The following is a 14,613-nucleotide window of genomic DNA, read 5'->3' on the forward strand; positions in this document are numbered from 1 at the left end:
AGGCGACAGACGCGCAGGAGGCGCAGGCCACGGAGGAAGGGTAAGTCGCCGCAAAGGCGCCCCCGCAGTGGACAGGAACCGGGAACTCGACAGGCTTGCCCGAGCAGGCAGCCCCTCTTGGACACGGGGCCTTGGATTGCCTTCTCTGCTCCCTGAGCTCTGATGCCTGATCCCTGTCAGCCGTAGACGTGCTCCCTCGTCAGGGGGTAGGGGAGACGGCCGTCCGGCAGGGGTTTGCCGGCGAGCACCTGGAAGAGGGACATCCAGCCGCGCTCGAAGGCGTGGGCGGAGCCGGCCATGTAAATCTGCCAGATGCGGAATTTCTCCTCCCCCACCAGCCGTTTGGCTTCGGCGGCATTGGCTTCCAGTCGTTCCACCCAGTGCCAGAGGGTGCGCGCGTAATGGGGGCGCAGGCATTCGGCGTCCCAGGTTTCCAGGCCCTGTTCCGAGAGGGCTTCCAGCACTTCGGAGATGTGCACGAGCTCGCCCCCGGGGAAAACGTATTGGTCGATGAATTCGCTGATGTCGCTGCCGAGCCCCTTGGCGTGGCGCTGGGCGGCGGTGATGCCATGGTTCATGACCAGGCCGCCGGGTTTGAGCAGGCGATGGATCTTGGCGAAATATTTGCCCAGATTGGCGCGCCCCACGTGCTCGAACATGCCCACCGAGGCGATCTTGTCGAAGGGTTCCTTCTCCGGCACGTCCCGGTAGTCCATGAGGTGCACCTCGACGCGGCCGGCAAGCCCCTGCCGGCTAATCTGTTCCTTCACGTATTCGTACTGGTTTTGGCTGAGGGTGATGCCCGTGGCGTGGACGCCGTGACGCTCGGCGGCCCAGAGGATGAGGCCGCCCCAGCCGCAGCCGATGTCGAGGAGGCGTTCCCCTGGTTTCAAGTGGAGCTTGCGGCAGATGTGTTCCAGCTTCTGTTCCTGCGCCACCTCCAGGGTGTCGTCGGCGGTGCGGAAATAGGCGCAGGAATACACCCGCCGCTTGTCGAGCCACAGGCCGTAAAAATCGTTGGAGACGTCGTAGTGGTAGCTGATGTTTTTGCGGTCGGACGGCTTGGAGTGCCGCCACCAGGAAAGGAAGCGGCTGCCTTTCTTGTCCACGCACATGACGTCATCGCAAAGGGATTCCCCAAGGCGGATGATGTCGCGCGTGCTGCCGCTAAGGTCGATGTCCCGTTCCACGTAGCTCTTGGCGAGCTTGCCGAGACTCGGGTTGGCAAGATGCAGCAGGGCGTTGGGCCGGTTGATGCGCACCGTCACCTTCGGTGTTTGCGCAAGGGCAAGCGACTGGCCGTTCCATAGTTCCAGCGCCACCGGCAGATTGTGTTTTTTGAGGCGCGTCTCTACCAGCTTGAGCATCTGGCTTTGCAGCATACTCCCTCCTCATGGCTCGCCTTGACCGCTACGCCAAGTATAACGGCCCCGCCCCTATTCCGTGAGGGGGCGCAAGCCTTCAGGTGCGGCACCGCGTCTTCAGGCGAGGTCCTGGGCGATGGAGGCGCGCACCGCCTCGGGCAGGGGCTCGACGGCTGCGGTGTATTCCGGATGATCCACCCCCACGCCGATGGCGGCGCCGCTTTTCACCGCGGCGATCATGGCGGGGGTGAGTTCGAAGCGGAGGAAATGCACGGAGGAGGTTTTCTCTTCGTTTTCCCGCTCCAGGTCTTCGTCGGCGATGGCATAGACCTTGTCGAATCCCGCGACCCGCACCCAGGTGCGATCCTCGATGCCCTTGAGACGCCGCAGCATGCGCAGGCGTTCTTCGGGGTCGGGGTATTCGATCATCTGCGTGACCTTCCAGTTGGTGCCGTCGGGAATCAAGGGGTTGTAGGCATCGAGCTCGTCCTGGATGCCTTCCTCCTCGAAGATGCGCTCGGCACGCAGCATTTCCTGCACCTGGTAGCTGATGGTGAGGGAGTCCTCGAAGATGAGGGTCATGTGAGGGCCCAGGTGGACGGTGCGGTTTTTCTTGTGGGCCATGACCTTGTCGCGGATTTTCGGCCGCGCCTTGGCGTACTCTTCCAGGGAAAGCAGGTCGGCTCGGGTCAGTTTCGGCATGGCGGTATCCTCAGGTTCACAGTCCGTAGGCAATGCGCAGCAGGGTGAGGGGATGGGCCTTCTGCGCCCGCGTCCCTTCGCCCATGCCCTGCATGATGTGGCGGCCGGCGATGGCGCAGTCGGAGGAGACGTAATCGGGACCCGGCTCGGCCATGGCGCGGAAGACCGGCTTGCCGATCTTCATGGAGTTGGCGAAGAACTCGCTTTTCACCCCCCAGGTGCCGTCATGGCCCGAGCAGCGTTCCACCACGTTGATCGTCGTGTCCGGCACGAGCTGAAGTAACTCGCGGGTCTTCTGTCCCATGTTCTGCACCCGCAGATGGCAGGGGATGTGGTAGGAGACCTTGCCCAGGGGTTTCTTGAAGTCGGTCTTGAGCAGACCATCGAGCCGGCGCAGCACCAGATATTCGAAGGGGTCGAACATCGCTTCCTGCACCGCCTTGACGTCGGCATCGTCCGGGAACATGAGGGGCAGCTCCTGCTTGTACATCAGCGTGCAGGAAGGCACGGCGGTGAGGATGGCATAGCCCTCCCGCGCCAGTCTGGCAAGATGCGGAATGTTGGTTTGGGCAAGCTGCGCCACCGCATCCAGATCGCCCAGTTCCAGCTTAGGCATGCCGCAGCAGGCCTCCTTTTCCACCAGGCGCACCGGAATCTCGTTGTGCTCCAGGATTTTCAGCAGGTCATGGCCGATGCCCGGTTCGTTGTAGTTGACGTAACAGGTGGCGTAGATGGCCACCTTGCCCGGGGTGCGCTGGCCGTCTTTGACCGGGAAGTCGTCCCGGGGACGGGCATGGGCGCGGAACCGGGCGGGGCTATATTCGGGCAGCACCCGATCCTTGTGGATGCCGAGCACGCTGTCCATGACGCGGCGCGCTGGACCGTTGCGGTTGAGGGCGTTGACGGTCTGCACCACCACGGGAATGGTGGCCAGTTTCCCCAGCGCGTCGGTGGAGGAAAGCAGCTTGTCGCGGAAACGCACCTCGCCCTTGCGGAACTTGATCGCCTTGGCGCGCAGCATGAGGTGGGGAAAATCCACGTTCCACTCGTGGGGGGGCACGTAGGGGCATTTGGTCATGAAGCAGAGGTCACACAGGTAGCACTGGTCCACGACCTTCCAGTAGTCCTCCTTTTTCACGCCGTCCACCTCCATGGTGGGCGACGCGTCCACCAGGTCGAAGAGGGTGGGGAAGGCCGTACACAGGCTCACGCAGCGCCGGCAGCCGTGGCAGATGTCATAGACGCGCTCCAGCTCCTGATAGAGCTTGGCCTCGTCGTAGAAGTCCGGATTCTTCCAGTCGATGGGGTGTCGGGTGGGGGCTTCCAGGCTGCCTTCGCGTACGGTCATGATCGCTCTCTTCGTGTGGGGAAATGTCTGCGGCCAGCTCCCGGGCGGCGCGTTGTCAAGGGGGTATGGCCATCAACAGAAGGGCCCGCGTCCTGCGGGCCCTTCGGTTGACAGCCCCACAGGGGGCTGTCCCCGGGGCTTCAGGAGCCCAGGGTGTCGAGGGCCTTCTGGAACCGGTTGGCGTGGGAACGCTCGGCTTTCGCCAGGGTTTCGAACCAGTCGGCGATTTCGTCGAAGCCTTCCTCACGGGCGGTCTTGGCCATGCCGGGGTACATGTCGGTGTACTCATGGGTCTCGCCCGCGATGGCCGCCTTCAGGTTGTCGGCGGTGGAGCCAATGGGCAGGCCGGTGGCGGGGTCACCCACCGCTTCCATGTACTCCAGATGGCCATGGGCATGGCCGGTTTCGCCTTCTGCGGTGGAGCGGAACACGGCGGCCACGTCGTTGTAGCCCTCCACGTCGGCCTTGGCCGCGAAATACAGATAACGGCGGTTGGCCTGGGATTCACCGGCGAAGGCGTACTTCAGGTTTTCGTAGGTTTTGGAACCTTTCAGGCTGGGCATGTTGCTCTCCTTGGTCAAGAAATGAACACCATTCATCAGTTAGACAAAGTCTAAACTGTGAACGCAGTATAGTTCCGGCGCCGGGCAATGTCAACGCCGGAACGAAACTTTTCCGGGCAGGCCCCAGGCATGGGCCAACCCGTTGTCAGAAAAACCTTTTTTCCCCAATGAGGCGCGCTTCGGGCAGCCGTTCCCGGATCCGGGCGGCGACTTCCAGGGTGATGCCGCGCCTCACCCGCAGGGAGACCCAGAGGAGGTTGCGGGCGAGGTTGAACTCGGCGAAGACCACCTCGGGAACCGGCAGCAGAGCGAGGTGGATGGCTTCGAGGGCGGCGCCCACCGCTTCCGGCCGGTCCCGAAGGCCCGGCACCCACATGATGAGGTCAGTGAGATACCGGCCCGCCTCGTCCCGGGTGGGCACCCGTTTCCACAGGGGCTCCGCCGCCGCCCAGGGAGGGGCCCGCCGGGGCCTTGCCGCCACCTTATTTCCCCAGCGCCGCTTCCAGCTCGGCGAAGGTTTCCGCCCGCCGAGCGAGGGGAATGGGCATGCCCACCTGGCGGGCGATCTGGGTGGAGGAGAAAATCCCCCGCACCTGCTGCCAGCCGCTCGATTCCAGACGCTCCACCACCAAGGCGTGCTGGCGCCCGCAGGCCTGCAGGGTGGCCACCACGTCCCCCACCCGGGCGCGGAGGACGTCGGCAAGGCTTAACGCATCGAGCTCGTCGTGGGGGGTCATGATGTCCCGGACGCGGATGTCCTCCCGCCTGCCGCCATGGCGTTCGATGTGCTGCAGGGGTTTTTCGCCGAGGATGTCGGTGGCGGTGATGAGTCCCAGGAGGTGATCCTCCCCGTCCACCACGAAAAGCAGACGCACGCCCCGCTGCATCATGTGCTGGTGGGCCTCTTCCAGGGAGACGTCGGGCCCAATGGTGACCGGCGGCACCACCCGCAGATCGGTCATGACCATGAGGGCGGGGTCGGTCAGTCGCGTCTGCTGATAGGCGTGGCGGTCACTGCGCACCAGTCCCGCCCCGGCATCCAGCCGGTGGCGGGGAAGCGGATGGAATTCGCTGAGCATGGGTGCTCCTTTCTCCCCGATGGGGCAACGTCACACCCTTCCAGCATAGACGATCACGGGCAGGTCAAAGGCCGGCTTTGGCCGGCCCCGGGTACCGACGCGGCCGCGGCTTGTCCCGCTGGAGATAGGGGGCAAGCTCAGTGAGCGCCAGGCGATAGACCTCCCGCTTGAACTCGATCACGCTGTCCAGTGGCACCCAGTAGTCGTGCCAGCGCCAGGCATCGAATTCCGGGTGCTCGGTGGCGCGCAGGGAGACATCGCAGTCCCGTCCGATCAGTCGCAGCAAAAACCAGATTTGTTTTTGCCCCTTGTAGGTGCCGCGCCATTCGCGGCGTACCCATTGGGTCGGCACCTCGTAGCGCAGCCAGTCGCGGGTCCGGCCCAGGATGCGGACATGCTCTGGACGCAGGCCGACCTCCTCGTAAAGCTCGCGGTACATGGCCTGCTCCGGGGTTTCCCCCCGGCGGATGCCGCCCTGGGGAAACTGCCAGGCGTGTTCCCGGATGCGCTTGCCCCAGAAGACCTCGTCTTTGGCGTTGGCCAGGATGATGCCGACGTTCGGGCGATAGCCGTCACGGTCGATCATTGCCAAATCCTCATTCCAATAATCCCGATTGTTCCACAATTCGTGTGGGGATTAAAGTCGCGTGGAACACGGGGCCTGCAGGCTCAGACCGGCGGCTTGTGCATTCGTTCGTCCACGGGCTTCCCGTTTCACGTTACCCTTGCCCCATGTAGGGCGAAGACTGGCTCGAAATCGACGGTGCCTGGGGCGAGGGGGGCGGGCAGCTTTTGCGCACCGCGGTGGCGCTTGCCGCGGTTTGTCGCAGGCGAATTCGCGTCTTCAACCTTCGCGCCGCAGCTTTCCCTGCACGCGCAGACGGCCTTGTGGCTCATCGAACGCTTCCTTCCCCTTGAGCGCCGGGAGGATGCGGGAGCCGGCCGCATCTGCCTGACCTTGCGCCGCCGCTAGAGGGGCCTCAGGCGCCTTCGCCGCGGAAGGCGCCTTCCAGCTCCGCCCGCAGCAGATCCTCCTTGCCGCGATAGATGGGGGAGAAGTGGAAGGGGATCACCTGTTTCACACCCGCCGCCCGCGCCAGTTCCCCCGCCTGGCGGGCGGTGAGGTGACAGCGCTCTCTGGCGCGTTCTGCCTTCTCGTCGAGGAAGGGGCTTTCGATGAAGAGCCAGTCGGCTCCCCGGGCGAGGGCGATGATGCGCTCGGCGTTGTCGCCGTGATACACGGCATCGGTCACGTAAGCGATTTTCTGGCCCGGTACCACGCGGAAGACCTCCTGCCGCAGCACACCAAGGGGCAGGGTGTGGATGCGGCCGTCCGTCCCCTGGGCGGAAATGGGGCTGTCATCCGGCCTGCCCTCGATGGCGGCCCGTTTGGCTACGGCCAGCCACGGTCCCGGGGCGAGCCCTTGCTCAAGCAGCCGGTTTTTCCAGACGTTGACGTGGAGGCTTTCCTCCAGGGCGAAGGCAAGACAGGGCGTGCGGTGATCGAGGAGGGTGGCGCGCACGCGAAAGAGGGGCTCGGCAAGGAGCACGTCGGAGGGGGGAAGCGCCGTTTCGTTCTCCCGCCGGAAGGCATTCCGGCAGCGGAAGGTGGCGCGGCGGGCGCTTTTGCCCGGCTCCACCTCGGTGACGTGGAGGGTCAGCGGCGTGGCGTAGTTGTGCACCAGGTTCCAGGTGTAGGCGGCGAGCTTGTGTTCCACCTGGGCAATGAAACCGGGCGGGCCGAAGAGATGCAGGTCCCGGTCCCGTGCCAGCACAATGCGCAGCAGCCAGTCGAAGCCCATGAAATGGTCCATGTGGGCATGGGAGACGAAGACGTGGGACAGCCGCATCAGCTTGCGGGGGGCAAGCACCCGGATCTCGCCCAGATCGAAGAGCAGGGCGCGGCGCTCGAAGAGGCAGTCGATGTAGAGCGCCGGATCCCCGAAGGGATCGTTCACCAACTGGGGATGGAAGAGGGGACGCATGCTTTGTCCTGGGTTGCGCACCGGCCGCACGGGGCCGCCTGCCGCCGATTGTAGCCGGAGCCTGCAAGTCCCGGGGTTTTCTGGCCGGGCCCGCCGGCGGCGGCTAAAATGACGCCTTTGTCCATGCGAGTGTTGCCATGAGCAAGTCGGAAGCCCCTTCAAGCCTGCGCGAAGCCGCGCTGGCCTATCATGCCCTGCCGCGTCCGGGGAAACTTTCCGTCACCCCGACCAAGGCCTGCGCCACCGCTGCCGATCTCACCCTCGCCTACAGCCCCGGCGTGGCGGAACCGGTGCGGGAGATCGCCCGCGATCCCGATGCCGCCTACCGCTACACCAACAAGGGCAACCTGGTTGCGGTGATTTCCGATGGCAGCGCCATCCTGGGGTTGGGCAATCTGGGGCCGCTGGCGGCCAAGCCCGTGATGGAGGGCAAGGCGGTGCTGTTCAAGCGCTTCGCCGACATCGATGTCTATGACATCGAGGTCAAGGCGCACTCCCCGGCACACTTCATCGAAACGGTGGTGGCCATCGCCCCCACCTTCGGCGGCATCAATCTGGAGGACATCGCTGCACCCCACTGTTTCGAGATCGAGAAGGCGCTGGCGGAGCGGCTGGACATCCCTGTCTTCCACGACGACCAGCACGGCACCGCGGTGATCATCTGCGCCGGGCTCATCAACGCCCTGGAGGTGCAGGGCAAACGGCTTAACGAGGTGCGCATCGTCTGTCTGGGCGCGGGGGCGGCGGGACTGGCCTCCATGAACCTGCTTGTGGCGATGGGGGCGAGGGCGGAGAACATTCTCGTCGTCGACAGCAAGGGGGTGATCCACAGCGGCCGCACCGATCTCAACCCCTACAAGCGCGCTTTTGCCCGTGATACCGACAAGCGCACCCTGGCCGAAGCCATGGTGGGGGCGGATGTCTTCGTCGGCGTGTCGGGGCCCAATCTGGTCACTCCCGAAATGGTGCGCAGCATGGCGGAAAGACCAGTGGTGTTCGCCCTCGCCAACCCCGATCCGGAAATCCGCCCGGAGGCGGCCCACGCCGTGCGCGACGATCTCGTCATGGCCACGGGCCGTTCCGATTATCCGAACCAGGTGAACAATGTCCTCGGCTTTCCCTTCATCTTCCGCGGGGCGCTGGATGCGCGGGCGAAGCGTATCAGCCGGCCCATGCTCATCGCGGCGGTGAAGGCGCTCGCTGATCTCGCGCACGAGCCCGTTCCCACCGAGGTGCTGGCCGCCTACGGCCTGACGTGTCTCAGCTTCGGGCGCGACTACATCCTGCCCAAGCCCTTCGATCCCCGCCTGATCGAGCGCATCCCCCCGGCGGTGGCGGCCGCCGCTAATGCCTGAGGCGATGATTCCCTTCACCGCGCGCGGGTCCTTCGCGAAAGCGGCCGAGCAATCGGAGACCAGCAAGCTCGTCCTGCTGCTGGCGCTGGCCGCCGCCTGGCTGATTCCGGGCCTGGTGGGGCATGATCCGTGGAAGCCCCGCGATGCCGCCACCTTCGGCGTCATCCATGCCATGCTCACGCGGGGAGAGTGGCTCATCCCCACCAATGCCGGGGAAATCACCTTAAGCCACGGCCCGCTTTATTTCTGGGTGGCGGCGTTGTCGGCGAAGCTTTTCGCTGGCCTGTTGCCCGTCCATGATGCGGCGCGCCTTGCCACCGGCTTTTTTATGGCCCTCGCTTTCCTCGGCATGGGCGTGGCTGGGCGGCTCACCCTGGGACAGGGCATGGGGCGGCCGACGGTGGTGATTCTCCTGGGTTGCGTGGGCCTGCTCACCAATGGCCACGAGATGCAGCCGGAGGTAGCCGTCCTTGCCGCCTGTGCCGTGGCGCTGGCGGGCTTTGCCCTCATCCTGCGCGCGCCCCTGTGGGGAGGGCTGGTCCTGGGTCAGGGGTGGGGCATGGCGTTCCTCGCCGGCGGGGTGACGCCGCTTGCCCTCCTCCTCGCCATGGCGCTTCTGCTTTTCTCCTTTCCCGCCTGGCGCAATCGCGCCTACCTGAAGGGGCTGGGGATGGCGCTTGCTGCCGCTTCCCCCTGGCTTTTTGTCTGGCCGGTTTGGCTGGCCCGCCATGCACCGGAGGCCCTCGCGCTCTTCTGGCGGGAAAGTGCCCCTCACCTCCATCTGCTCTCGCCCTCTGTCCTCGCCGCGCAGTTGGCCTGGTATCTGGAGCTTTTGACCTGGTTTGCCTGGCCCGCACTGCCCCTTGCCGCGTGGACCCTGTGGGGCTACCGGCGCAAGCTCCTTGCGGAGCCGCGCTACCAGTTGCCCCTCGCCTTCCTCGCGGTGATGCTGGTTTTCCTGGCCACCGTAGGGGAGCGTAACGATACCCTCGCCCTGCCTTTGCTGCTGCCCCTGGCCTTGCTCGCCGCCGCCGGCATCGATACCCTGCGCCGGGGCGCGGCCAATGCCTTGGGCTGGTTTGGCATCATGGGCTTCGGCGCGGCGGCGATCTTCCTCTGGGTGGGCTGGTTTGCCCTCGTGACGGGCGTGCCGGCCCGCTTCTCCGCCCACCTGCTGAAGCTGGCGCCGGGCTTCGTGCCCGGCTTCTCCTGGCTGCCTTTCCTCGTGGCGGTGTTCCTCACCGCCTTTTGGCTGATGCCCCTGCGCCGTTCCTTCCGCTCCGGCCGGCGTGCGGCGGTCCACTGGGCGGCGGGCATCACCCTCTTCTGGGGACTGCTTGCGACCCTGTGGCTCCCCTGGCTCGACCACAACCGCAGCTATGCCCGCGTCTTCGCGGAACTTCGGCAGCACCTCCCTGCGCATTACACCTGCATCGCCGGCGCGGGGCTCAGCCCGGCCCATCGGGCGCTTTTGGATTACCACGCGGGGGTCCTGGTGCGTCCCGTGGAGGATTTCCAGGGGCTCGAGTGCGATCTTTTCCTGCTGCAATGGGACCCGCGCACCGTCGAAACCCGGCCCGGGCCGGGCTGGGTGATCCTGTGGGAAGGGGGACGCCCCAATGAGAAGAAAGAGCGCTTCCGCCTGCTCAGGGCAGGAGGAGAGCCATGACGGGCGGAAAAGAGGTGAAGGCGGTGAGCGATTTCGGGCGGTTTTTACCCGCTGCCTTCGTTTTCGCTTTCGCCTTCAAGCTGATCCTTGCCGCCGTCGCCCCCATGTCGGGGGACGAAGCTTATTTCCTCATCTGGGGCCGGCATCCCGATCTGGGCTTCTACGACCATCCCCCCATGGTGGGATGGCTCGCCTCCCTGCTCCTTCTGTTTTCGGATGCCGAGTGGTGGGTGCGGCTGCCGGCGGTGCTGGCTTCGCTTTTGGTGGCCTGGGGCATTTACCGGTTGCTGCGCGACACCGACGAGGAGAAAGCCGCGCTGGCCGCGCTCCTCTACCTCGCCGCGCCGGTGAGCCTGTTCAACGTCCTCCTCACCACCGACACGCCCCTCATCGTTGCCAGCTTCTTTTCCGCGGCCTTCCTCTGGCGCGGCGAGCAGAGCGGGGTACGCGCCCACTACGTATGGGCAGGGGTGTGGCTGGGGCTTGCGTTCCTGTCCAAGTATTTCGCCGCCCTGCTCCTTCTCGCCTACGGGCTCCTTTGGCTCACCGGTCCCCGCGATGCCCGGCGCAACCGGAATTTCCTCTGGCTCCTTCTGGCAACGCTGCCTTTCCTTGCCCTCAGCCTGTACTGGAACGCCACCCATTGCTGGGCGAACATCATGTTCAACGTCTTCAACCGGCATGGCGATGCCGGCTTCGCCCCCTCCCGCCCGCTCCTGTATGCGGCCGCGCTCGTCTATCTTCTGACCCCGCCCCTTCTTCTCGATCTGTTTCGCTCGCGTAGCCAGCCGGTGGATTCCCCGTCACGGTTTTTCGGCTTGCTTTTCGGCGTGCCCTACGGGGTGTTCGCCGTGCTGTCTTTGGTCAAGGTGATCGGCCTGCATTGGCTGCTTTCCTTCTACGCCTTCTTTTTCCTCTTCGCCGCGTGGCGGCTCGATGCGGCACGGCTGCGCCGGGCGTTGCGCTTCATGGTGGGCTTGAGCGGCGTGCATCTGCTCCTCATCGTGCTTTTCGCCCTGCTCCCCCTGGAGACCTTCCAGCGCTGGAGCAAATACGACGGCATGGTGCTCATGCTGCGCCCGCAGCTCATCCTCGCCGAGCTCAACCCCTTCGCCGATCGCTACGTGTTCGCCACCGATGGTTATTCAGCGTCCGCCATCATGTCCTACCATGCCCGCCGTGAGTTCATCGTTTTCGGCGAGGCGTCGAGCCATGCGCGTCATGACGATATCATGACCGATTTCCGCGCCCTCGACGGCAAGAACATCCTCATCCTGCTCAAGAAGGAGCCGGAGTTCGACAAGTTCGGCCCCTACTTCCGCAGTGTGACTTTCCAGGATTTCACCGTGGCCGGGGCACGCTTTTATCTCGTGCTGGGGCAAGGCTTCGACTATGCCCGCTATCGGCAGCAGGTGTTGCGGGCGGTGAAGGAGAAGTATTACGCCATCCCCCGTTTCCTGCCCATGGCGCGCTGTTATTTCTGCGAGCGGTATTTCCCGGCCGAAGCTTGTCGCCGCTAGAGCCATGCGTGCTTACGATCTCATCCGGCTGCTGCGGCCCCGTCAGTGGGTGAAGAACGTTTTCGTCTTCACCGGCCTGTTGTTTTCCCATGCCTGGGGCGATGGGGACCTGGTGCTGCGGGTGGTGGGGGCGGCGCTGGCTTTCAGTTTCATGGCCAGTGCCATCTATGTCATGAACGACCTGGCCGACCGGGAAGCCGACCGCCGCCATCCCGTCAAACGTCACCGGCCCCTGGCGAGTGGTGCAGTGAGTGTGCCGGTAGCCCTCGCTGTGGCGGCGCTTTCGGCCACGCTGGCGGCGGCTGTCGCGGCCTGGGTGTCCTCCACCGTGTTGTGGCTGGTGGCCGCCTACTGCGTGATCAATCTCGCCTACTCCGGCGGTCTCAAGCAGGTGGTGATTCTCGATGTATTCCTCATCGCCGCCGGCTTCATGTTGCGTATCCTCGCCGGGACGTTGGGCGTGGGCATTGCGCCTTCCCAGTGGCTATTGCTCACCGGGCTTTTCCTCACCCTGTTTCTCGGTTTCGCCAAGCGGCGGGCGGAATGGGCGGCCTTAGGCGAAGGGCAGGGCAGCCGCAGGGTGCTGGCGCATTATGGACCGGAGCTTCTGGATCACATGCTGTCGGTGGCGGCGGCCGGCGTGGTGATGAGCTACAGCCTCTACACCGTGAGTCCGGAGACCGTCGCGCGCCACGGCACAAGCCACCTCATCTACACCGTTCCCCTCGTGCTCTACGGCATCTTCCGCTACATCCACCTGCTGCATCACCGCCAGCGTGGCGAGGACCCCGCCGCGGAGCTTCTCCTCGACCCCCACATGCTTTCCACCTTCGTCGCCTGGCTGGCCCTCACCCTCTGGTTCATTGCGTAGGGGGACCCACGGCATGCCCGCCAGGGGCGTGATCGCCCCGTGGGGCTGATGCGTTCCGTTTCATCCCATGGTTTTCTTCAATATCGGCAGCAGTTCCTTGAGGCTGCGGGTGTTGAGCACGTCCTTCGCTTCCAGCCAGCCGCGGCGGGCCTGGCCCACGCCGAAGCGCAGATGGTCGAAGTCGAGCAGGGTGTGGGCGTCGGAATTGATGGACACCAGCACGCCTTCCGCTTTTGCCAACTGACAGTGAATGTCGGTGAGGTCCAGGCGCTCCGGCTGGGCATTGAGCTCCAGGTAACAACCCCGCTCCCGGGCATGGCGGATGATGCGTTCCATGTCCACGTCCATGGGCGGGCGGCCGCCGATCTCCCGCCCGCTGGGATGGGCGAGGAGGGTGAAGTGGGGGTGATCCATGGCGCGCAGGATGCGGCGGGTCTGTTGCTCGCGGGGCAGGTTGAAATGACTGTGGACCGCTGCCACCACCAGGTCAAGCTCCTTGAGCAGGCTGTCGGCGAGATCGAGGGAACCGTCTTCCAAGATGTCCACCTCGATGCCTTTGAGCAGGCGGATGCCCTTCAGCGTTTCGTTCAGGCGGTCGATCTCCTCCATCTGCTGCATGAGGCGCTTGGCATCGAGGCCATGGGTGACGGCAAGGCGCGGTGAATGATCGGTGATGGCGAGATACTGCCAGCCGCGGCGGTGCGCCTCTTCCGCCAACTCGCGCAGGGTGTGGCGGCCATCCGACGCCTTGCTGTGCACGTGCAGGTCGCCCCGCAGGGCCTTGAGTTCGACAAGCTGCGGCAGGCGCCCGGCGCGCGCCGCCTCGATTTCGCCGCGGTCTTCGCGCAGTTCCGGGGGGATCCAGGGCAGACCCACGGCCGCGAAGACGGATTCCTCCGTCTCGCCGGCGATGCGCCGTTCGCCGCGGAAGACACCGTATTCGTTGATCTTCAGCCCCCGTTCCTGACCCAGCTTGCGGATGGCGATGTTGTGGGGCTTGGAGCCGGTGAAATAGTGGAGGGCGGCGCCGAAGCTTTCCTCCGGCACGACCCGCACGTCCACCTGGATGCCGCTTTTCAGCACCACGCTGGAACGGGTCTCGCCGTGGGAGAGCACGTCGGCGATCTCGTCATAGGCGAGCAGATGGGTCATCACCGGCGGGCCGCTTGCCGCCGTGACCAGGATGTCGAGATCGCCCACCGTCTCTTTTGCCCGACGGAAGCTGCCCGCCACCACCGCCTGCCGCACGCCCGGCCCCTTGCGCAGGTGGGCCACCAGGGATTGGGCGTACTGGGTGGCCACGGCGATGGAATAGCGTCGGCTTTGTGAGGCATGGGCGCGAATCGCCTCCAGGATGGCGCGCTCGGTCTTTTCGCCAAAGCCCGGCAGTTCGCGGATGCGTCCGGCTTCCGCGGCCTTGGCGAGCTGGTCCAGGGTCTCCACCTGCAGGCTGTCGTAGAGCATCTTCACCCGCTTGGGCCCAAGACCGGGGATGGATAAAAGCTGGGTGATGGTGGGTGGCAGTTGGGCGCGCAGTTCCTCGAGGAAACGGGAACGGCCGGTGGTGGCGATCTCCTCGATCTTGGCGGCGAGGTCGGCGCCGATACCCGGCAGCTTCGGCAGCTTGCCGCCGCCAGCGAGGATTTCCGCCACTTCGCGGCCGTATTCGCCGATGGTGCGGGCCGCGTTACGGTAGGCACGCACGCGGAAGGGATTGGCGTCCTGGATTTCCAGGAGGTCCGCGATCTCCTCGAAGATGGCGGCGATGTCAGCATTGTGGATGGGCATGGCTTCAGTCTAGCAGGAGCCGGGGCCGCGGTACGGGGGTGGGCTACGTTCGGGGTTGCGCCCGGGGCTACCGCATTCTCCGGCGGGGGACGATAATGGTTTTGTCGCGTGGAGGTGAACCATGGAAGTGTCTTCGTCCATCGTGGGCGGTGCGGTGAGCGATCCGCTGGCGGCGGAACGCCAGGTGCTGGTGCTGAAGAAGGCCCTGCAGATGGAGGCGGCAAGCGCGTTGGCGCTCCTCAAGGCCGTGCCGCAGCCGCAGCCGGTGGCGGCCAGCAATCCCCCGCATCTCGGCCAGAACATCGACACCCGCGCCTGAATCGGCGGGGCCGCGTCGCCTGAGGCGGGTTTCGTGCCGCGCGCCTGAAT

At 65.3% G+C, this 14,613-nt stretch carries 15 protein-coding genes; 6 read left to right on the forward strand and 9 right to left on the reverse strand.

Features of this window, described 5'->3' with window-relative positions:
- Window positions 1-176: 176 nt before the first annotated feature.
- The 7 genes from K6T56_00940 to K6T56_00970 all read right to left on the reverse strand — a co-directional run bounded on the left by K6T56_00940 (window position 177) and on the right by K6T56_00970 (window position 5,642).
- Window positions 177-1,367, reverse strand: coding sequence for a cyclopropane-fatty-acyl-phospholipid synthase family protein (locus tag K6T56_00940; protein MCL6554906.1), 1,191 nt, complete (start codon window positions 1,365-1,367; stop codon window positions 177-179).
- A 114-nt stretch (window positions 1,368-1,481) separates the two neighbouring features.
- Window positions 1,482-2,066: a DUF3501 family protein gene (locus tag K6T56_00945; protein MCL6554907.1), complete on the reverse strand. Its 585-nt coding sequence runs from the start codon at window positions 2,064-2,066 to the stop codon at window positions 1,482-1,484.
- Window positions 2,067-2,082: 16 nt separating this feature from the next.
- On the reverse strand, window positions 2,083-3,414 hold the full coding sequence (locus K6T56_00950; protein MCL6554908.1) for a Fe-S oxidoreductase: 1,332 nt from the start codon (window positions 3,412-3,414) through the stop codon (window positions 2,083-2,085).
- A gap of 140 nt (window positions 3,415-3,554) precedes the next feature.
- Window positions 3,555-3,977, reverse strand: coding sequence for a rubrerythrin family protein (locus K6T56_00955; protein MCL6554909.1), 423 nt, complete (start codon window positions 3,975-3,977; stop codon window positions 3,555-3,557).
- Window positions 3,978-4,122: 145 nt separating this feature from the next.
- Complete coding sequence (locus K6T56_00960) at window positions 4,123-4,458, reverse strand: hypothetical protein (protein ID MCL6554910.1); 336 nt, start codon at window positions 4,456-4,458, stop codon at window positions 4,123-4,125.
- Window position 4,459: 1 nt separating this feature from the next.
- Entirely contained in the window at window positions 4,460-5,056 is a 597-nt protein-coding gene (locus K6T56_00965; protein MCL6554911.1) for a CBS domain-containing protein, read from the reverse strand.
- A gap of 64 nt (window positions 5,057-5,120) precedes the next feature.
- Window positions 5,121-5,642: an RNA pyrophosphohydrolase gene (locus tag K6T56_00970; protein ID MCL6554912.1), complete on the reverse strand. Its 522-nt coding sequence runs from the start codon at window positions 5,640-5,642 to the stop codon at window positions 5,121-5,123.
- A 206-nt stretch (window positions 5,643-5,848) separates the two neighbouring features.
- Between K6T56_00970 and K6T56_00975 the strand changes: the two genes are divergently transcribed.
- Window positions 5,849-5,974, forward strand: coding sequence for a hypothetical protein (locus tag K6T56_00975; protein MCL6554913.1), 126 nt, complete (start codon window positions 5,849-5,851; stop codon window positions 5,972-5,974).
- A gap of 62 nt (window positions 5,975-6,036) precedes the next feature.
- On the opposite strand, the gene K6T56_00980 is transcribed toward K6T56_00975, so the two are convergent.
- Window positions 6,037-7,041: a ribonuclease Z gene (locus K6T56_00980; protein ID MCL6554914.1), complete on the reverse strand. Its 1,005-nt coding sequence runs from the start codon at window positions 7,039-7,041 to the stop codon at window positions 6,037-6,039.
- A 137-nt stretch (window positions 7,042-7,178) separates the two neighbouring features.
- Between K6T56_00980 and K6T56_00985 the strand changes: the two genes are divergently transcribed.
- From K6T56_00985 to K6T56_01000, 4 genes are read left to right on the forward strand one after another with little or no spacing between them, the layout of a single operon-like run.
- Window positions 7,179-8,396, forward strand: coding sequence for a hypothetical protein (locus K6T56_00985; protein MCL6554915.1), 1,218 nt, complete (start codon window positions 7,179-7,181; stop codon window positions 8,394-8,396).
- A gap of 4 nt (window positions 8,397-8,400) precedes the next feature.
- Window positions 8,401-10,065 (forward strand): hypothetical protein, encoded by a 1,665-nt coding sequence (locus K6T56_00990; protein ID MCL6554916.1) that lies wholly within the window; start codon window positions 8,401-8,403, stop codon window positions 10,063-10,065.
- Window positions 10,062-11,585 carry a glycosyltransferase family 39 protein gene (locus K6T56_00995; GenBank protein ID MCL6554917.1) on the forward strand — a complete coding sequence of 508 codons (1,524 nt, stop codon included), beginning with the start codon at window positions 10,062-10,064 and terminating at the stop codon, window positions 11,583-11,585. Before K6T56_00990 ends, K6T56_00995 begins: the two co-directional genes overlap by 4 nt.
- A 4-nt stretch (window positions 11,586-11,589) precedes the next feature.
- Window positions 11,590-12,456 carry a decaprenyl-phosphate phosphoribosyltransferase gene (locus K6T56_01000; protein MCL6554918.1) on the forward strand — a complete coding sequence of 289 codons (867 nt, stop codon included), beginning with the start codon at window positions 11,590-11,592 and terminating at the stop codon, window positions 12,454-12,456.
- A gap of 60 nt (window positions 12,457-12,516) precedes the next feature.
- Here the strand turns inward: K6T56_01000 and polX are convergent, their stop codons facing one another.
- Window positions 12,517-14,244, reverse strand: a complete 1,728-nt coding sequence (gene polX, locus K6T56_01005; GenBank protein ID MCL6554919.1) for a DNA polymerase/3'-5' exonuclease PolX — start codon at window positions 14,242-14,244, stop codon at window positions 12,517-12,519.
- A 121-nt stretch (window positions 14,245-14,365) separates the two neighbouring features.
- Here polX and K6T56_01010 point away from each other — a divergent pair, with 121 nt between their 5' ends.
- Window positions 14,366-14,563: a putative motility protein gene (locus K6T56_01010; protein ID MCL6554920.1), complete on the forward strand. Its 198-nt coding sequence runs from the start codon at window positions 14,366-14,368 to the stop codon at window positions 14,561-14,563.
- Window positions 14,564-14,613 lie beyond the last annotated feature (50 nt).

It is taken from the genome of Burkholderiales bacterium, assembly GCA_023511995.1.
Lineage (GTDB): Bacteria > Pseudomonadota > Gammaproteobacteria > Burkholderiales > Thiobacteraceae > Thiobacter.